At 67.4% G+C, this 17306-nt stretch carries 16 protein-coding genes; 8 read left to right on the forward strand and 8 right to left on the reverse strand.

Features of this window, described 5'->3' with window-relative positions; all coding sequences use genetic code 11:
- Entirely contained in the window at positions 1-825 is an 825-nt protein-coding gene (locus Q664_RS10970) for a hypothetical protein (RefSeq protein ID WP_043393268.1), read from the reverse strand.
- 243 nt (positions 826-1068) lie between these two features.
- On the opposite strand from Q664_RS10970, the gene Q664_RS10975 reads away from it, so the two are divergent.
- From Q664_RS10975 to Q664_RS10990, 4 genes are all read left to right on the forward strand, one after another.
- Positions 1069-1635, forward strand: coding sequence for an imm11 family protein (locus Q664_RS10975; protein WP_043393289.1), 567 nt, complete (start codon positions 1069-1071; stop codon positions 1633-1635).
- A 150-nt stretch (positions 1636-1785) separates the two neighbouring features.
- A complete protein-coding gene (locus tag Q664_RS10980) occupies positions 1786-2592 on the forward strand; it encodes a DUF3396 domain-containing protein (RefSeq protein ID WP_043393292.1) in 807 nt (268 codons plus the stop codon).
- Positions 2593-2730: 138 nt separating this feature from the next.
- Positions 2731-3576, forward strand: a complete 846-nt coding sequence (locus Q664_RS10985) for a hypothetical protein (protein WP_043393269.1) — start codon at positions 2731-2733, stop codon at positions 3574-3576.
- Positions 3576-4481 (forward strand): DUF3396 domain-containing protein, encoded by a 906-nt coding sequence (locus Q664_RS10990; protein WP_075207403.1) that lies wholly within the window; start codon positions 3576-3578, stop codon positions 4479-4481. The genes Q664_RS10985 and Q664_RS10990 overlap by 1 nt, the downstream gene beginning before the upstream one ends.
- 139 nt (positions 4482-4620) lie before the next feature.
- Here Q664_RS10990 and Q664_RS60750 read toward each other — a convergent pair whose 3' ends face one another.
- The 4 genes from Q664_RS60750 to Q664_RS11010 all read right to left on the reverse strand — a co-directional run bounded on the left by Q664_RS60750 (position 4621) and on the right by Q664_RS11010 (position 8297).
- Positions 4621-5688 carry a type VI immunity family protein gene (locus Q664_RS60750; RefSeq protein WP_235216649.1) on the reverse strand — a complete coding sequence of 356 codons (1068 nt, stop codon included), beginning with the start codon at positions 5686-5688 and terminating at the stop codon, positions 4621-4623.
- Between the two features lie 96 nt (positions 5689-5784).
- Entirely contained in the window at positions 5785-6678 is an 894-nt protein-coding gene (locus Q664_RS11000; RefSeq protein WP_043393271.1) for a hypothetical protein, read from the reverse strand.
- 53 nt (positions 6679-6731) lie between these two features.
- Positions 6732-7631 (reverse strand): hypothetical protein, encoded by a 900-nt coding sequence (locus Q664_RS11005; protein WP_043393273.1) that lies wholly within the window; start codon positions 7629-7631, stop codon positions 6732-6734.
- Between the two features lie 48 nt (positions 7632-7679).
- Positions 7680-8297 carry an outer membrane beta-barrel protein gene (locus Q664_RS11010; protein WP_084609728.1) on the reverse strand — a complete coding sequence of 206 codons (618 nt, stop codon included), beginning with the start codon at positions 8295-8297 and terminating at the stop codon, positions 7680-7682.
- A gap of 327 nt (positions 8298-8624) precedes the next feature.
- Between Q664_RS11010 and Q664_RS11015 the strand changes: the two genes are divergently transcribed.
- Complete coding sequence (locus Q664_RS11015) at positions 8625-9764, forward strand: NosD domain-containing protein (RefSeq protein ID WP_160174381.1); 1140 nt, start codon at positions 8625-8627, stop codon at positions 9762-9764.
- A gap of 1 nt (position 9765) precedes the next feature.
- On the opposite strand, the gene Q664_RS58960 is transcribed toward Q664_RS11015, so the two are convergent.
- Complete coding sequence (locus tag Q664_RS58960; RefSeq protein ID WP_160174382.1) at positions 9766-10260, reverse strand: hypothetical protein; 495 nt, start codon at positions 10258-10260, stop codon at positions 9766-9768.
- Between the two features lie 123 nt (positions 10261-10383).
- On the opposite strand from Q664_RS58960, the gene Q664_RS58965 reads away from it, so the two are divergent.
- A complete protein-coding gene (locus Q664_RS58965; RefSeq protein WP_063934679.1) occupies positions 10384-10860 on the forward strand; it encodes a hemerythrin domain-containing protein in 477 nt (158 codons plus the stop codon).
- Positions 10861-10929: 69 nt separating this feature from the next.
- Here Q664_RS58965 and Q664_RS11030 read toward each other — a convergent pair whose 3' ends face one another.
- Together Q664_RS11030 and Q664_RS11035 are read right to left on the reverse strand one after the other, a co-directional pair.
- Positions 10930-11976, reverse strand: a complete 1047-nt coding sequence (locus Q664_RS11030) for a serine hydrolase domain-containing protein (protein WP_043393281.1) — start codon at positions 11974-11976, stop codon at positions 10930-10932.
- 5 nt (positions 11977-11981) lie between these two features.
- Positions 11982-12527: a DUF2378 family protein gene (locus Q664_RS11035; protein WP_052517953.1), complete on the reverse strand. Its 546-nt coding sequence runs from the start codon at positions 12525-12527 to the stop codon at positions 11982-11984.
- Positions 12528-12634: 107 nt separating this feature from the next.
- Here Q664_RS11035 and Q664_RS11040 point away from each other — a divergent pair, with 107 nt between their 5' ends.
- A complete protein-coding gene (locus tag Q664_RS11040; RefSeq protein WP_043393284.1) occupies positions 12635-13969 on the forward strand; it encodes a replication-associated recombination protein A in 1335 nt (444 codons plus the stop codon).
- Positions 13970-14418: 449 nt separating this feature from the next.
- Positions 14419-17306 (forward strand): beta strand repeat-containing protein (locus Q664_RS11045; protein WP_043393287.1); only part of this gene is annotated, 2888 nt, incomplete at its 3' end.

Here is a 17306-nt window from a genome sequence, read left to right on the forward strand (position 1 = left end):
TCACGGTTGGATGGCGCTCGGCTCGGGCTTCGGGCGCTCGGCGACAGGCAGGTAGCACTTGCCCTGGTACTCGGCCTGATCGTCGTAACAGGGCGGGCGTTTCTCCAGCGCTACCCAGCAGCCGCCGTTGATCTCCACCTCGCCTTTCCTGGGCTTGCAGGGAGCCTTGGCCTGGTTGCCGAAGGGCTTCGCGGGAAGCGGGTAGGTGATGCCTGAAGAGTTCGGGTCTTCCGTCTGGACCAGGGTGGTCGCATTGAGCGGAGCATGGGCCCCACTCGGCCCACGCTGGGCCGCGAGCTGCTTGTCCTGGGCGCTTGTCGCTGTCGGAGCGCTCGCCAACGGCTCCAGGCCGTTCGGGGGCCGGGACTCGGGGGCCAGACACACCAGCGCCAGGAGCAGGGCACACACCGCGGCGCTCGCCACCCCCAACCGCAGGTGCCACTGGGGGCGAGCGTCATAGTCCTCGGGGACGGCGCGGGCCATGCGCCGCACCGCCTCGCATACACCTTCGAAGGTGAACACCAGCGACTCCACGGACTGTCTGTCGGGGGCCCTGGACCACGCGGTCTGCTCCACTTGCATGGCGATGTATCCAGGTGAGGCCGGCGAGGAGATGAGGCTCACCCGCAGGTCCTTCAGAGCCGCCGCGTCCTGCCCGGCGTTGAGCTTGAGCACCAGGGCGGTTGCCCCGCTCGTCTCGTGCGTGGCCAGATGGAGGTCCTCCTTCTGGTCGCGAGCGGCCCGCGGCACCTGCTCATGGAGTTGATACGGGCCCAACTGCTTCGGATACTCCTCGCTGGCCTCGGTCTGCCCCTGCTCGTCCATGCGTGCTCCTCCCTGTCCTCCGTCCGCCGGAGGCCTGATGCTCTTGTTGTCATGGACCGGGCCCAACTTCCAGGAGGTACTCGGTGCATCAGGGGATGGCCAACCACACAGGTGCGCTCTTCCGCGATGAGGGCGGGTTCGTTGAGGCATCGTCGCGGTATGCCTGCGGTCCACCGTGCCGGAATCCACTACACTCGAAGTATACCCTCTTCTGGAGCAGGAAGTCGAGACTCGAGGGTGTTCATGAAGTATTACGATTTGCTCAGCAACATGCGCCTCCGTGGGCGCTGGGTTCTCGCGGATCCCGTCGATGAGCATGGCCAAGAGGTCGACTCATGGCAGTTCGACAGGGGTTGTTTCCTTGATGTTCAAGGCAAACTCGTGCTGCGCCAGGCTCGCCAAGGAAGTGCGCTCGACTTCAGCTTCACCACCCTCACGATTCCGGTGGTTCATGGCCGGGTCGTGTCCCTCTTCGAGCGTCTGGGTTTGCAGTCACAGGTGCAGTTCCTACCCGCTCAAGTGGAGGGACTGTCCGAGCCGTACTTCATCCTCAATGCGCTTCGGATCATCCGCTGCGTCGATGATGCTCGCTGCGAAGAGGTGCGCTATTGGCGGCCGGAGGATGGAGACCCCGATAGGGTGGGACAGTACCGGGTCGTTGCCGGCATGCGCATCGACCCGAGCAGGGTGGGCGACTCGCACGTCTTCCGTCCCTGGGGCTGGACTGTCGCCCTCCTCGTCTCCGAGCGCCTCAAGCAAGTCATGGAGGAGGAGGGCATCACAGGAACGAAGTTCGTCGAGGTCGCGTAACTCAGGGTGAGGGCGCCCTCGATCCCAGATTCGTCAACCCCAGGGGGTTCAGTAATGAGTGAGCACTATCCGCGTGTTCGCCTCTACTCAAGCATCGATGGTGAAAGACGTTCCCTCTACATCCGGGAGAGCGTGAGTCTCACCTTCTACATGAAACGCTCCCACCAGGAGATCGTCCAGGAGGTGATGAACTGCCTGGAGGTGTACCTTCGTGCCATCGGGCCTCAGGTGCTCGGTTGGTATGCGGACCCGTACAGTGGCGACTGGGAGGAGCTCGATGACAAGGGCTGGGCGTATAACCGGCGCTTGATGATCGAGGAACCCGTCGCCCAGATCTGGCTGAGTGAGTCCCCCAGTGAGACCACGGGGTACGAGGTGCTCTACCGAGGCCGGCTGCTCAAGAAGGATGTGACAAGCGCGCTGTCCTTCATCCTCCCCACGGAATACCTGGAAGCGTATGGACCGGAACACGTGCGGGAACTGGCGTTGGAATTGGCGGCGAAGTTGCCCTTCTGCTCCGGGCATGGGGGCTTGTGCTTCAACTACCCGGAGAGCGTCGTCGGTACGACCGATGCCATCCGCGACATGTCCTTTCGCCATCCCGGCCTGGACATTCCAGGCGTGCACTTCGACTCGTACTCCATCGGCACCCGGGTGAAAGGGGTGCACTGGCTGAACTTCCTGGGCCCGCCTGTGTTGGGCGAGCTCGGGGGCGCCGCGGGCCTGCGCGCGCGCCTGCGCTCGCCCGGAACCACCGTACAGGAGCTCGATGGCGAGCGGGCCGTGGTGACGCTGGGCACATGGCCGGAGGCGGGGGACATGGAGCAGGGCCGGACGTTGCCCGAGTACCGTGAGCTGGCTCACGTGCTGGAACCCTGGCTGTACATGGACCGTGGGAACTGGGGTGGCTTCTCCGATGAGGACATGCGCCGGTGGGAGCGCCGCTTCCTCGACTGATGCCTCATCTGGATGCAGTGCACCGCCTGCCCGGATGCGATGGGCGCGGTGTGTATCCGTCGATGCGCATCTCACGATGGCCGGAAGACGTAATCTCTACACTTGATGCACCACCCTTCTGGAGGAGAATGTCGAGGCATGTCCACCCGCTCGCCCACATCTCGCGCACCGTTCTCGTTCACTCTCCTGGTTCTGGCCGGATGTGCCACGGGATTTCCCGTGGTGAGCACGCAGGGCCCCACCGGTGCTTCGAGCCGGTACGCACAATCCACGGACTCGGCGACGGCCGCCTGCCTGCGCAACCCCGCCTGCTACAAGACCCTGCCGGGCGAAGAGGCCATCATTCCTGGGCTGTCTCGTGCCGTGGACGCCGCCAATGCCGCCACCAGCATGTCGGTGATGCTGGAGGACGCGGATATCAAGGTCGTCGAGTGGGCGCTGACAGACTGCGCCCAGAAAGCAAATGAGCAGGTCAACAAGGAGGATGAGGAACTCCAGGGACGGGAGCCCACCAGGGAGCAATGCAGGCAGGTGGTGCGCATGGAGGGCGGGAAGGAAGTGACGCGCGCCATGGAGCTCGGGGCCAGGAAGCACAAGGTGGCCCTCGACTGCGTGCGGAATGCCTTCGCTGAACGTTTCACGCAGAACGTCAGGGTGGAGCCCACCTACCAGAAGGACTTCAGCACGGGGCTGTGGCGATGGGTTGACCCCAAGCAGGTGGAGGAGTGGCTGCAGCTCGGGCTGACCAGCATGCTGTGGGGGGCCTTGGTGCCCGATATCGTGATTCACGTATCGGGCGATCCGAACCAGGTCCGGCGCATCTACGACTTCAAGTTTCCATGCCCAGCCGACAACCGGCCTACCTGGAGGCCCTTCACCGAAGGTCAAGCTCATTACCCAAATCATCAAGGTACGATGTACAGAAAGGCGCTTCTTGAAGGAAAGCTTGATCCCAGGTTCGTCACGCCCAAGGGGATCCAGTAATGAGTGAGCATTATCCTCGCGTTCGCCTCTACTCGGTCATCGGTGGTGAAAGACGTTCCCTGTACATCCGGGAGAGCGTGAGCATCACCTTCTACATGAGGCGCTCCCACCAGGAACTCGTCCAGCAGGTGATGCACTCCCTGGAGACGTACATTCGTGCCATCGGGCCCCAAGTGCTCGGTTGGTATGTAGACCCGTACAGTGGCGACTGGGAAGAGCTCGACGACAAAGGCTGGGCCTTCCTGTGGCGCGAGATGCGCAAGGAACCCGCCACCTATTTCTGGCTGTGTGAGTCCGCCAGTGCCACCACGGGGTACGAGGTCCTCTACCATGGCCGGTTGCTCGATGATGAGGGGGAGACAAGCGCGCTGTCCTTCATCCTCCCCACGGAATACCTGGAAGCGCATGGACCAGAACGCGTGCGGGAACTGGCGCTGGAATTGGCGGCGAAGTTGCCCTTCTGCTCCGGGCATGGGGGCTTGTGCTTCAACTACCCGGAGAGCGTCGTCGGTACGACCGATGCCATCCGCGACATGGCCTTGCGCCATCCCGGCCTGGACATTCCAGGCGTGAATTTCGACTCGCTCTCCATCGGCACCCGGGTGAAGGGGGTGCACTGGCTGAACTTCCTGGGCCCGCCCGTGTTGGGCGAGCTCGGGGGCGCCGCGGGCCTGCGCGCGCGCCTGCGTTCGCCCGGAAGCACCGTACAGGAGCTCGATGGCGAGCGGGCCGTGGTGACGCTGGGCACATGGCCGGAGGCGGGGGACATGGAGCAGGGCCGGACGTTGCCTGAGTACCGCGAGCTGGCTCACGTGCTGGAGCCCTGGCTGTACATGGACCGTGGCAACTGGGGGGGCTTCTCCGACGAGGACATGCGCCGGTGGGAGCGCCGCTTCCTCGACTGATGCCTCCGGTCCGGGTGCTCATGTAGCGCGGCCACCAGGAGCTCGGAGCCGAGCGGCAAGAAGTCGGCCCGTGACGTGCTCAGGTGGGTTCTCGACCTTCGGACCTCGGAAGGGGTGAGTCGAGGCGGTGTAAGACACATCAGTCGAGGAATCGCCGGGCCCAATTCAAGGCCTCCTCCTGAGTGAATCCTTCGACGCGGAAGTTGGGAGCCTCGAAGGGCTTGTCGAGCCAGGGCTCCAGCGCGCGACTGAACTCGCGGTAGGCGGGGAGTGCATTGTCTCGATTGAGATCGCCAGCTTCGGGCCAGTCCCCCAGTGTCACGACGGCCCTCGTCTCATCCATGGCCTGCACGGTGGTTCCGGGTGAGATCAAGCGGGAACGAAGTGCGGACACGCCGCCCAGTTCCTGGATGATCGGTAGGCCCAGGAAGTTGAGCCAGTGCACCCCGTCAATACGTGTGCCCATCCCATCCGGCGTAGAGCCGTGATGGAGGCTGAATCCCGGGTGGCGGAGGATCTCGGCGCGAATTCGGGGCGTGAAGAACACGTCCCCCATGAGTGAATCGAAGCTCAGCCCCGCATGACCGCTGGCGAAGTGAAGGCCTGATGCCAGGTCGAGCACCAGCTCCCTCACAGCGGCGGGGCCGTGTTCCTCGAGGTACTCGGTTGGCAGCATGCCCTCGAGGTAGCTCACGTCGTAGTCGGACGGCTCCCGGTCTCGAGACGGAATACGGGCCGAGTAGGTGAGCTTGAAGCCCGAGAGCCTGTCGTGCCCGTTGCCCAGGTGGATCCACGTCTCATTGCCGCTCTTCTCCATTTCCCTGAGGCGGTATGGGTCATTGCAATCCTCGGCGTAGCGGAAAGGCCGGTCGGGGAGCAGCAATTCTCGAATGCGTTTCCAACGTTCGACGGAAAGAGGACCGTGGCTGTAGTGGCCGAATGCGCAGGCGTTGATGGTGTCTGAGCCTTCACCCACTGCGTTCATGTAGCAGTTGAAGGCGTGGGATACGCCGGCGGCGATGTCTGGATGATCATGTGGCATGTAGAATGCGAAATGAATCACCTCCCTTGCGAGGAGACGCTCGCCGGCCTCCTTTTCAGGTGCATGAACGCCGTAAGGGCGAATTCGGGGATAGTGGTGCGTCATGCGGTAGCGTGGCTCGACGGCGAAATGGTCGGGAAACTCCGCGGCCAGGCGTTCCTGCACACAGATGAAGGCAGCTGCGTGCTTGAGATTGCCGAGATGCTGCCTCCATGTGTCACAGTCAGGAACGAAATTCTTCGAGGTCTCGTGGCCTTTGGCTCAGAGCTGCGTCGAGCCGGGAGGCACGCGCTCGGCGCCATAGGTGTAGACGTACTCCTCCACCTGCAGGAACTCCTTGAGGGGCTGCTCGCCGCCGTCCTTGCCCCAGTCCACCCTGTCCATGCGCGTCAATCGGGTGGAATAGGGCACCAGCGTGTCCGGGTCCGTCACCAGCTCGAAGCGCTTGCGCGCCATGGGACCTGCCTCCTCCTCGGACTGGCCGAGCGGCTGGAGATCCACGATCAATCGCACGCATCGCCGCTCCTGCGCGTCTGGCGTGCAGGGGACGCTCACCTCGATGGAGGTGCGCTCTTCCGCCGCCACTTCCTTCCTCTCCATGAAGCCCGTGCCCACCACCATCTGCGCCTCGAGCCGCACCGGCTCGCCGGGCGTCAGGGTGACGCCGCGCCAGCTTGCCACCAGCCGATCCCAGTATTCCAGTGCGGCTTCCTCCTGTACGGCCACCAGGTTCTCGAGGAGCTCCGCCTTCCTCTCCGGCTCCATGGGCAGCACCTCCAACATCTGCTGGCCTGGCACTTCCTGGCTGTCGATGCCCTGGAAGCAGCCATCGCCGTCGAATTGCACCGTGGGCACCGGGTCCACCATGGCGGCGAACTGCGGCGGAGATACCTCGATTTCACTCGGGACGAGCTGGCGGTGGCCTTCCTCCTCCGTCGGCGCCACGGTCAGCCAGTAGCGGCGCTGGACCTGGGTGTTGCCCAGGGGGCTGTTCATCGTGACGGAGTGGGTGACGCGGGCGGAGAGCTGCTCGGGCCAGGCGAAGCGCAGCGTGACGGCTTGCCGTGGAGCGCCTCGCGAGGCCGTGGGCGTGGCGCAGGCGCAGAGGGTAGGAAGGAGGGCTGCGAGAACCAGGGGACGAGCGGAGCGTGTCATGGGCGCCCTACAGCACCAGTCCGCTCGAAACTCCAGTGACTTCCCGTCCAGGCTCAGCGGCCCGCGTCCGATGTCCCCGGCGCCGGGCACACGTCCGGAGGATGGCCTTCTATCTCGCAGTACTTCGCCAGGGACGCGCAGTAGCGCTGGTTTCCCTGCCGGCAGAGTGCGAGCAGACGCCTGGCGATCACCTTCATGCCCGCGTCCTCGCGCTCCTCCTTCTTCTCCTCCTCCGAGAGCGGTCCCCACAACTGATTCTCGCGCGCCTTCGCGAGCCGGGCCCGCTCCCGCAGCCTCGCGGCGGCCTGTGCGTCCCCGAAGACCTCGGCGAGGTCCGCGGCGAGCTCGCAACGCGCCTCCGAGCCCGTCCCTCCATCGACTTCCTCGCAATGGCGCTCCATGCACTGGCGCACGTCCCCGTAGAGCCCGAGGTGGTTGTTCGGGCTCCAGGGGCGTCCGCTCCATGTCTGGATGAGCTCGGGACACAGGCGGCCGTAGTGCTTCGTCAGTGTCGCCATCTGTCCTTCGAACATCAACTCCACCTGACCGCACATCCGCTTCATCTGGCCGCGGGCCGCCGGGTCCACTCCCTCGAGCTTCTCGGGTTGCTCGCACATCCGGGCGATACACTGAATGCTCGTCAGCTCCACGGTGAGCACTCCCTGCTGCCCGGCGTCTCCCCACTGCAGTGCGGCCATGCGCGGGCACCACCTGGCCGTGGCGGCCTTCCAGTGTTCCGCCAGCTCCCCTTCGAGCTGGAAGGGGCCCTGGGCCTGCTTCCTCGACGTGGCGGCGGGCCGCGAGGGCTGCCCGTCCTCCCGGAAGGAGTTCACGAGGAACCCGAGGAGCACTCCCCCCATCACCAGCGCGATGACCGCCTGGAGGGATATGCCGGAGGAGCGCTTCTGGGGTGGTGGAGTGGGGTTCTTCCGTCCGCGTCGCGACTTACCCATCCTCGCATCATAGGGGTGTGGGGATGGTTTGGGTGTTACCGCGCACGCTCACCACAGCACGCCGAGGTTGAGCGTGCCGGAGTAACGGCCGCCCGGGCTGATGGTGAAGTTCATCGACTCGCCCGGAGTGGGCACGCGCAGCGCGGAGGCGAACTGTTGGTTGAACAGGATGTTGTACTGGAGGCGCGCGTCGGCGGTGATGCTGCCGAACGTCGTCCGCATTCCCGCGCCCACGGGGATGTTGCCCACGATGTCGTCGTTGAAGCCCGGCACTCCGCCTCGGACGTTGTAGTGGCTGAAGCCCACTCCCCCCATCACGTAGGGCTGCACCGCCGAGGAGGTGAGGCCCACGGTCGTCGCCGCGTAGGCGCCGTTGCGCACCAGGTCCACGCCGGGCCTCGCCCCCGAGGGCCCGCCCGTATCGAGCTCGTTCACCGCACCCGAGTAGCCAAACTCCAGGCCCACTCTCCGCGTTGGCATCAGCCCCAGCGTCACCCCGTAGGTGGCTCCGAGGTCGATCGCCGGAGCCAGCGCGAAGGTGTAGCCCTCCACGCCACCGCCCACCGTCACCGAGAGTCCCCGCTTGCCACCGCCGGCCTCCTGCTGGGCCTCGGCACTGCCCACGCAGAGCACCAGGCCCGCCAGCCCCATCAGCGCTCCCCTCATCGTCCCTCCGTCCGAGAACCTTGGCTTCGACAGGACAAGGTCTGTCCATGCCGCCCGCATGACAAGGTGCCTCCAGGGCGGGCCAGCAGGCGAGCGGTCCCTCCATCGCTGCTCCAGGGAGTAGCGAAGGGTGGGGGTCGAAGTGTGCGAACCGAGCCTTGCCGGGCCCGGCAGTCGGGGAGGAAAAGCGGCTCGGTGGTGTGGGGATTGCTTGGGTCTGGAGTCATGACCGTGCGCTCCCCGCTGTGTGCCCCGGTGGTGGTGGGTCTCCTCCTGGCTGGTTGTGCCGAACCGCTTTCGGGGGAGGCTCCGCCCGGCCCCGTTCCCGTGTCCATTTCCCTCCGCGTCCCCGTCCCCGAGGGGCTGCGGGACTCGGGCGCCGTTCTCCTGGTCTCGCGCCTGCATGAGTCCCGTCCGGCTCAGGAGTTCGTGACGGCACTGCCCTCGGGGTCTCAGGAATTCGAGGTTGATGCCACCCCAGGCGAGGTCCTCGCCGTGTCCCTGCTCGACTCAGCCGGTGCTCTGTCCGAGTCGGCGATGGTGCAGGCCGGGGTCTCCTCCGTCTGGCCGGCGAAGCAGGCACGGCCCCGGATCCTCCGGGTGCCGCAGGACTACCCGCGCATCCAGGCCGCCGTGGATGCCGCGCGGGCCGGGGATACCGTGCTCGTGAAGTCGGGCACCTACTTCGAAACGGTGCGCCTGAAGAGTGGCATCCAACTGCTCGGCAGTGGCGCGCGGTGGACCATCCTCGACGGCGGCGGGGCACCCGTGAAGCTCATCGACTTCTCGGGAGCCTCGGACGTCGTGGTGGCGGGCTTCACCTTCCAGAACGTGGGGACGGGCAACCTGTGTGATGCCATGGACGTGATGGACTGTGGCGGCAACTGGTACTCCGCCGCCGTCTACGCGGATGGCCACACGGACCAGGGAGAGGCGCCCACGTCCGCCCTCCTGATGCACAACGTCTTCCGCCACAACTCCATCGGCGCGATGCTCTACTTCCACGCTCGCGCGGTGGTGCGCAACAACCTCTTCGTGGGCAACACCCACGGCTTCGTGGCCAATCACTTCCAGGACGTGGCGCTCGTGGCGAACAACGTCTTCTGGGAGAACACCCGCGAGGCCATCGTCAGTCAGGCGGCCTGGCTCGACATCCTCAACAACGTGGTGGCCCGCTCCGAGATCGGCATCTGGCACGCGCACATCCAGACGGGGCGCATCCGCTGCAACCTGTTCTTCGAGAATGGCGTCAACGGCGCGGACATCCACCTCGTGCCGCCCCGGTTCGAGATCGGCACGGACGGCAACGTCGAGCTGGACCCGCTCTTCGTCTCCCCCGAGGCGGGCAACTTCCAGCCGGCGGGGGACTCCCCGCTGCTCGACACCGGATGCTTCGAGGGCCTCGAGCAGAACGGGACGCGAGAGGACCGGGGGGCCTACGGCGGGCCCCTCGGCAGCTGGCAGTGAGTCACAGACTCACGATGGGTGCTTCCGCCTGGAAGATGACCTGCTCCAGCGGGACGTCGAGCGTGTCGAGCTTCGCCTGCGCGGCCCCGATGGCCTCCACATCGGTGAGTCCCACCCGGAGGTAGCCGGTCGTCTCGTCGTAGTCGAGCGTCCCGACGCCCTCCACGCTCAGGACATCCGTGGCGGCGAGCTTCATCTCCTCGGAGGCGCTTCCGCGTGTGGGGCGGACCCGCACGGCGATGTTCGTGGCCTCCTCGTTGAAGATGTCCCACAGTTTGGTCTCCGCGGCCTCACGCTGCTCGGAGCCGAGCAGGGAGACGACCCACGTGCCATTCTCGCGCGCGACGCCGCCGAAGGCCGGGACCTCCTTCGTCACGCGGATGAACTGCCGGGTGAGGGGACTCTGCTCCAGTTCGTTCTCGGGACCGCAGGCGGTGGACAGAATGAGGCACAGCACCAGGGCGGCTCGGTTCAAAAAGGCAGCTCGATTCGTCATATGGGACTCCTCCAGGAAAGCGGGCGCCCAACTCAGCAATATGCAGGCCATGGTGCCCGGCTGCCGGGCGTTCGGGGAATGGGCGGCTTGCCCCCGGACGCGCCAATGCCGAGCGTCCTCCTCATGGATCCGATCGAACTCCTGACGCGGCAGCACGAGGAAGCAGAGGCCCTCTTCCAGCAGGTGGCGGTGGCGAGCGGGGACGAGAAGACCCACCTGTTCCGCCGTCTCGCCTACCTGCTCACCCTGCACACCCAGCTCGAGGAGCGCTTCTTCTACCCGGAAGTGAAGCTGGCCGAGACGAGCGATCTGATCCAGCACTCCTACGACGACCATGCCGAGGCCAAGGCGCTGATCTCCCAGCTGCTGCACCTGGAGGTCGGTGACATGCAGTTCGAGCCCGCCCTGATCAGCTTGCGCGAGTCCGTGGAGGCGCACGTGGCCGAGGAGCGGTCCGTCCTCTTCCCCCAGGTGCGGCGGCTCCTCTCCGCCGAGCACCTCGCGCGCCTGGGCCATGAGCTCGCGCGGGGAGTGAGCGAGCTGACGCAGCCGGGTGCCCTTCCGGCCGTCTCGCATGACTCTCAACTGGGCGCCATCTAGCTTGGATGTCCGCGTGACGACCCGGGGCCCGGATGCCTGCCCGGTGCTTCAGGAGCGGGCCGGGCGACGCTACCGCAGGTATCCCGCGAGGAGCTCGAAGCCGGGAGCCTCCACGGGCACGCGCCCGAGGAGCGAGGCGAGGAAGGAGCCCGCGTGGTCCGACAGGACGACGACCCCCGCGTCCGCGTCCGCCGAGAAGCCGATGAAGCCGGCGTAGCCGCCCGTCACCGCGGAGCGCCACACCACGGGTCTGCCACGTACCTGGGAGACCTTCCACCCCAGTCCCACGTGCCCGCCGCGGGCTTTCGCGCGTGGCTCGTGCGTGAGCCGCAAGGCCCGGCCGAGCCCGGCCTCCTCGTGGCCGAGATTCGCGTCGAGGAAGCGCAGCAGGTCGGGCACCGTCGAGCGGACCGCCCCCGCTCCGGGCATCGCCGGGAAGGTCCAGCCCGGCATCGTCTCGCCCCGAGCGGAGTGGCCGGGGAGCAGACGCCGCTCCTGCTCCTCGGAGAGACGGACGGCGGTGGTGTTGCTCAACCCCAGCGGCGTGCAGAGCAGATCCCTCACGGCGTGTCCGTAGTTGAGCCGCATGCGCCGCGAGAGGGCGTGACCGAGCACGCCCAGGCCGATGATGGACTCGGTGTGCTTTCGCGGAGGCGGGTGTTGGGGGCGGTAGCTCCTCATGAACGCGCCGAAGAGCTCCGCGGTGTAATGGCCGTAGGGATCGGCCGGATTCAGCTGGGGGGTCCGCAGGTTGGGCGGGACATGCGGCATGCCCGAGGTGTGCGTCGCCAGTTGCTCGAGGGTGATGCGGCCGGCGGTCTCATCCGGGAGGAGCGGCAGGGGGATCAGCTCCTTCAACGGCGTGTCGGGCTTCACCTCACCGCGGTCCACCAACAGCGCGAGCAGGCTGCCCGTGAAGACCTGCGTGAGTGCACCCAGCTCGTACAGGGAATCCTCCGCTGGGGGCGGCCCGTTACCGCGGAGGGCCTTCACGTGGTGCGTGCCGTGATGCGTGAGGCCCACGCACAGCGCGGCCGAGGGGTACGCACGCAGGTAGCGCCGGGTGGCGTGGAGGATGGCGTCGGCGGGCGAACCAGGGGATGGGGGCGGAGGCATGGGGCTCACCAGGTGACGTCGATGTCGAAGTCCTGCTCACAGTGCATCACCACCGTGGCGGTGGGGTTGACGCCCGTCCTGCCCAGACCCGCCTCCAGGAGGCCGGCGATGAGCTCGGGCTTGGCATCCGGATCGTTCCGGAGGGAGACGCGGTACTGGTGCAAGCCGAGTGGCTGCACCTTCACCTCGTAGCGGAAGGTGTCGAGCGCCAGGAGGCTGGGGACACGCGCCATGAGGCGCTCCGGGCCGAGCATGGGCAGGCCCATGTCCACCACCTTGCCCATCCACGTCTGCAGGAAGCCCCGCGCGAGCTGGCGGCCCATTTCGCGGTAGGCGGCCTCGCGGGTCCACCTGGGGTAGCAGTGGCGCCACGCTACCTCGAGCGCCGCGTTCCACACCTCGATGGGGTAGATGGCCTTGGGGTGGTGCGGGTCGTAGCCACACGCCCGGAGCTCTTCCGCGAAGGGTCCACTCGCCTGGAGCGATCGGACGAACAATCCCTCGAAGAAGCTGCCCTGCGTGGCGCGACCTGAGAAGGAGTCCTGCTTCATGCACGTGCCGACGTCATGGGTCCCTATACAGGACCGTGTGCTCCCGGAACAGGGCGCAGGAAGCGCCGCCTTCCGAGGGCCGTGAAGTGGTAGGGTGCCGCCTCCCGATGCCCGCTGGTCCCGACCTGTTCGCCGCTTCCGTCGATGTGAACCGCTTCGCGCCGCTGGCCGAGCGCATGCGCCCGCGCACCCCCGAGGAGTTCATCGGGCAGTCGCATCTGCTCGGCCCTGGCGCGCCCCTGCGCCAGCTCATCGAGCGCAAGGCCATCGTCTCCTGCCTCTTCGGAGGGCCTCCAGGCGTGGGGAAGACCACGCTCGCGCGCATGCTGGCGGCCAGTGTCGACGCGGAGTTCGTCATCCTCTCGGCCGTCTCCGATGGCATCCCCCGCATCCGCGAGGTGGTGGCCGAGGCCGAGCGCCTGCGCAACCAGTACCACCGGCGCACCGTCGTCTTCGTGGATGAGATCCACCGCTGGGCCAAGAACGTCCAGGAGCAGGCCCTGCCCCATGTGGAGAGCGGCCTCCTCATCCTCCTCGGAGCGACGACGGAGAACATCAGCTTCGAGGTGAGGCCCGCGCTCGTCAGCCGGTGCCGCGTCTTCCTGCTGCGCGAGCTCACCCCGGCGGACCTGCGGACCGCGCTCCTGCGGGCGCTCTCCGATGAGAAGCGGGGACTCGGCGCCCGGCGGCTGACCGTGAGTGACGAGGCGCTCTCCGTCCTGGTGGAGGGGAGCGGGGGGGACGTGCGCAAGGCGCTGGGTGGGCTGGAGCTCGCGGCCCAGCTCTCCGCGGAGGGCGCGGAGATTTCGCGCGAGACGGCCCTCCAGGCCACCGGGACCCGGCTGGCGCGGCACAACAAGGACGGGGACGAGCACTTCGACCTGTTGAGCGCCCTCCAGAAGTCGTGCCGGGGCTCCAATCCCCAGGGAGCCATCTTCTGGGCGGCGCGGCTGCTGCAGACGGGCGACTACGTGGCGCTGTGGCGCCGGCTCAAGGTCATCGCCGTGGAGGACGTGGGGCTGGCCATGCCCGAGGCCATCAGCATCGTGCGCGCATGTGAGGAGGGCTTCCACTCCGTGGGCATGCCCGAGGGGCGCATCTTCGTGGCCCAGGCGACCCTCCTGCTGGCCACGGCGAAGAAGAGCAACCGCGGCTATCAGGCGATGGACGCGGCGCTGGCGGCCGTGGAGGCGAACCCCAACGCGGCCCCACCGCTCCACCTGCGCAACGCCCCCACCGAGCTCATGAAGGAGCTGGGCTACAAGAAGGGCTACGAGGCACCGTGGAACCACAAGGACCACTACGTGCCCGGGCAGACGTACCTCCCCGAGCCGCTGGAGCGCTCCGTCTTCTACCGGCCGAGCAAGGAGGGCCACGAGGCGGAGATCCACGAGCGGATGAGCCACTGGTGGCGCGAGGACAAGGCCGCTCGCGGAGAGTGACGGCCGCTCGCCTGCTCCCTCCGCTCAGGTTGAGGTGCAAGCACCACGCGCCGCGTCGAGCCGAGGCCTGCCCTCCCTGACTCCGCGTGCGCCACCTGTGACGGAGCGTGTGTGGCGGATCGCCTCTGTCCCCAAACGCCACAGCACGGACCGTGTCCCCGTTCTCCCCCGGGGAGCCCCTGGCCGCCGCTCCGCCGTGACATGGCACTGAGGCGGAACGCCACAGCCCCTTCCGTGCCCATGCCGCGTGCCGCCGAGGGCCACCTCGTGGCACGCGCATCGCAGTTGCACCTGCCGCCGGGCTGAAGTTCGAGCCCCACCTGTAGCCCAGACGTGGCCGATACCCGAGCACACAGGCGGGCTTGGTCAGGTGTGAGTCGATTTGGTTGCGCGGTGATGTGCCGTGCATCCTGGCCGTTCACTTTCGCTTTCCTCGAATCCCCCATTCGATGAACCCATCTTCGAATCCGCTCCGGGCGCTGCCCGCCCGGTTTCTGCTCTGCCTCACGGTGCTGGCGCTGAGCGCCGCCTGCGGCACGGAATCGCCATCTCCCGTTGTGAAGACGCCCCCGGTCGCACGCGCCGTGTCGCGCGACGCGCTGGTGGGCAGTGACGGCAACTACACCGTCACGGCCGCCAACACGGTGCTCAACCGCTACGCGGTGCTCGCCAATGACGCCGCCGCCGGGGCCACGAGCATCCAGGTCACCAACGCGGCGGAGCTCAACAGCCCCATCGGCCAGCTCGGAAGCCTGGCCGTGGGTGATCTGCTGATGATCATCCAGATGCAGGGCGCCACCATCAACACGACGGACACGGCGAACTACGGCACCGTGACGGCGCTGAACAACGCGGGGCGCTACGAGCTCTTCACGGTGGGCTCCATCTCGGGCAACACCATCACCCTGCAGACGAGCGGTGAGTGCATCACGGGATTGCGCTACGGCTACTCGGCCGCGGGGAAGACCCAGGTGGTGCGGGTGCCCCAGTTCTCCAACCTCACCGTCAATGCCGGGGCGAGCGTGGTGGCGACGCCCTGGGACGGGACTCGCGGAGGCGTGCTCGCGCTCCAGGTGCAGAACGTGCTCACCGTCAACGGGACGCTGGACGCGAACGCGGCCGGCTTCCGGGGCGGCGCGGTGGACAACACCACCTCGAACAACGCGGTCATCTACCGCTCGACGGATGCCACGACGGGTGGCGAGAAGGGCGAGGGCATCGCGGGGAACGGGACGGTCTACGACTCCCTGGGGGGCCGTTACGGCCGTGGCGCGGCGGCCAACGGCGGCGGTGGCGGCAACGCCCACAACACGGGGGGCGGTGGTGGTGCCAACGGCAACAACGGCAACACGTGGACGGGCCAGGGCGTGATGAACGGCACCGTGACGGGTGCGTCGGCCTGGGCGCTGGATCCGGGATACGGCAACAACGGCAATGCGCGGACGAACTCGTCGGGTGGCGGGCGCGCGGGCTACTCCTACTCCGCCAACAACCAGAACGCGCTGACCCTGGCGCCGGGAAACACGGCGTGGGGGGGTGACTACCGCTACGAGCACGGCGGCCTCGGTGGCCGGCCCGTGCCCAATGACCCCACGGGACGCCTGTTCCTCGGCGGTGGCGGCGGCGCGGGAGATGCCAACAACGACTCCGGTGGCGCGGGTGGGCGCGGCGGCGGTCTCGTGTGGGTGGCGGCCTATTCGATGACGGGTACCGGCAAGGTGACGGCCAACGGTGGCAATGGCACCGACACCTTCAACACCCACAACGATGCTCCGGGGGGTGGTGGCGCCGGTGGCACGGTGATGCTGGGGACGATCAACCTCAATGGCGTGAGCGTCGAGGCCACGGGTGGCAGGGGAGGCAATCAGCTCATCACCGGCGCCGAGGCCGAGGGCCCGGGCGGCGGTGGCGGCGGTGGCTACATCGCGACCGCGGGTGGGACGGTGACGCGCAGCGCGGCGGGTGGCCGTGCCGGAACCACCACCTCCTCTTCGCTGACCGAGTTCCCCGTCAACGGCGCGACCGATGGTGCCACGGGCCAGCCCACGGCGGGAATGACGGCCATTCCCATGTGCTACCCGACGGACCTGTCCATCACCATGACGGATGGCGCGACGACCGAGGTGCCGGGCACGTCGGTGACGTACACCATCACCGTCACCAACAATGGTCCGCTGGGGGCGGGCTTCATCGCGCTGACGGACAACTTCCCGGCGACGCTGACGGGCATGTCCTGGACGTGCGCGCCCGCCGCGTCGTGCTCGGCGGCCAGTGGCACGGGCAACATCGGCGTCCTGCTGGACCTGGCGGAAGGGGAGTCGGTCACCGTCACGGCGACGGGCACGGTGAGCCCGGCGGCCACCGGCACACTCGTCAACACGGCCTCGCTGTCGATTCCGGCCAACTACTCGGACCCGAACACCGCCAACAACAGCGCCACGGACACGGACACGCTCAACCCGAGCGCGGACCTGGCGGTGGCGCTCTCCGCGTCGCCCAGTCCCGTCAACGAGGACGCGACGCTCGACTACACGTTCACTGTCTCCAACGCGGGGCCGAGCACGGCCAGGACCGTGACGGCGGCGATGAACCTGCCCGCGGGCGTCACCTTCGTCAGCGCCAGTGGCACCGGCTGGACGTGCGGCCAGTCGGGCGGCGTGGTGACGTGCACCCGGCCCACGCTCGATCCCACCGGCGCGACGCCCTCCTCCATTGCCGTGAGGGTGACGGCGCCAGGCGCGGGCGGGACGATCTCCGCGACGGCCTCGGTGAGCGCGTCGACGGGAGACCCCTCGACCGCCAACAACGCCACCTCGCTGAGCACCACCGTGAACGCGGTGAACGACGCGCCGGTGAACACGGTGCCGGCGGCGCAGGCGATGCTCGAGGACACGGTGAAGGTGTTCTCGACGGCCGGGGGAAATGCCCTCTCGGTGGCGGACGTGGACGCGGGCGCGGCGAGCATCGAGGTGACGCTGACGGCCGCCAATGGCGTGGTGACGCTCAGCCGGACCACGGGCCTGACGTTCTCGGTGGGCACGGGCACGGCCAACGGCACGATGACGTTCCGGGGCACGGTGGCCAACGTGAACGCGGCGTTGGACGGACTGAGCTTCGCGTCCGTGGCCAACTTCAACGGCGCGGCGAGCCTGACCATGACCAGCAATGATCTGGGCAACACGGGCGGCGGTGCGCTGAGCGACACGGATACGGTGGCCATCACCGTGACGCCGGTGAATGACCCGCCGACGGCCGCCAACGACAGCCTGACGGTGGCGGAGGACAGCGCGGCCACGGTGGTGAACGTGCTGGCCAATGATTCCATCGCGCCGGACAC

The sequence above is a fragment of the Archangium violaceum Cb vi76 genome, assembly GCF_000733295.1.
GTDB lineage: Bacteria > Myxococcota > Myxococcia > Myxococcales > Myxococcaceae > Archangium > Archangium violaceum.

What these genes read in the sequence shown, in the direction of transcription:
- Q664_RS10975 (WP_043393289.1), top strand. Translation starts at nt 1,069, where the DNA reads ATGAAGTATTACGATTTGCTCAGCAACATGCGCCTCCGTGGGCGCTGG.
- Q664_RS11035 (WP_052517953.1), bottom strand. Translation starts at nt 12,527, where the DNA reads ATGAAGCAGGACTCCTTCTCAGGTCGCGCCACGCAGGGCAGCTTCTTC.
- Q664_RS11010 (WP_084609728.1), bottom strand. Translation starts at nt 8,297, where the DNA reads ATGAGGGGAGCGCTGATGGGGCTGGCGGGCCTGGTGCTCTGCGTGGGC.
- Q664_RS10970 (WP_043393268.1), bottom strand. Translation starts at nt 825, where the DNA reads ATGGACGAGCAGGGGCAGACCGAGGCCAGCGAGGAGTATCCGAAGCAG.
- Q664_RS11040 (WP_043393284.1), top strand. Translation starts at nt 12,635, where the DNA reads ATGCCCGCTGGTCCCGACCTGTTCGCCGCTTCCGTCGATGTGAACCGC.
- Q664_RS11030 (WP_043393281.1), bottom strand. Translation starts at nt 11,976, where the DNA reads ATGCCTCCGCCCCCATCCCCTGGTTCGCCCGCCGACGCCATCCTCCAC.
- Q664_RS10980 (WP_043393292.1), top strand. Translation starts at nt 1,786, where the DNA reads ATGAAACGCTCCCACCAGGAGATCGTCCAGGAGGTGATGAACTGCCTG.
- Q664_RS10985 (WP_043393269.1), top strand. Translation starts at nt 2,731, where the DNA reads ATGTCCACCCGCTCGCCCACATCTCGCGCACCGTTCTCGTTCACTCTC.
- Q664_RS10990 (WP_075207403.1), top strand. Translation starts at nt 3,576, where the DNA reads ATGAGTGAGCATTATCCTCGCGTTCGCCTCTACTCGGTCATCGGTGGT.
- Q664_RS58960 (WP_160174382.1), bottom strand. Translation starts at nt 10,260, where the DNA reads ATGACGAATCGAGCTGCCTTTTTGAACCGAGCCGCCCTGGTGCTGTGC.
- Q664_RS58965 (WP_063934679.1), top strand. Translation starts at nt 10,384, where the DNA reads ATGGATCCGATCGAACTCCTGACGCGGCAGCACGAGGAAGCAGAGGCC.
- Q664_RS11005 (WP_043393273.1), bottom strand. Translation starts at nt 7,631, where the DNA reads ATGGGTAAGTCGCGACGCGGACGGAAGAACCCCACTCCACCACCCCAG.
- Q664_RS11000 (WP_043393271.1), bottom strand. Translation starts at nt 6,678, where the DNA reads ATGACACGCTCCGCTCGTCCCCTGGTTCTCGCAGCCCTCCTTCCTACC.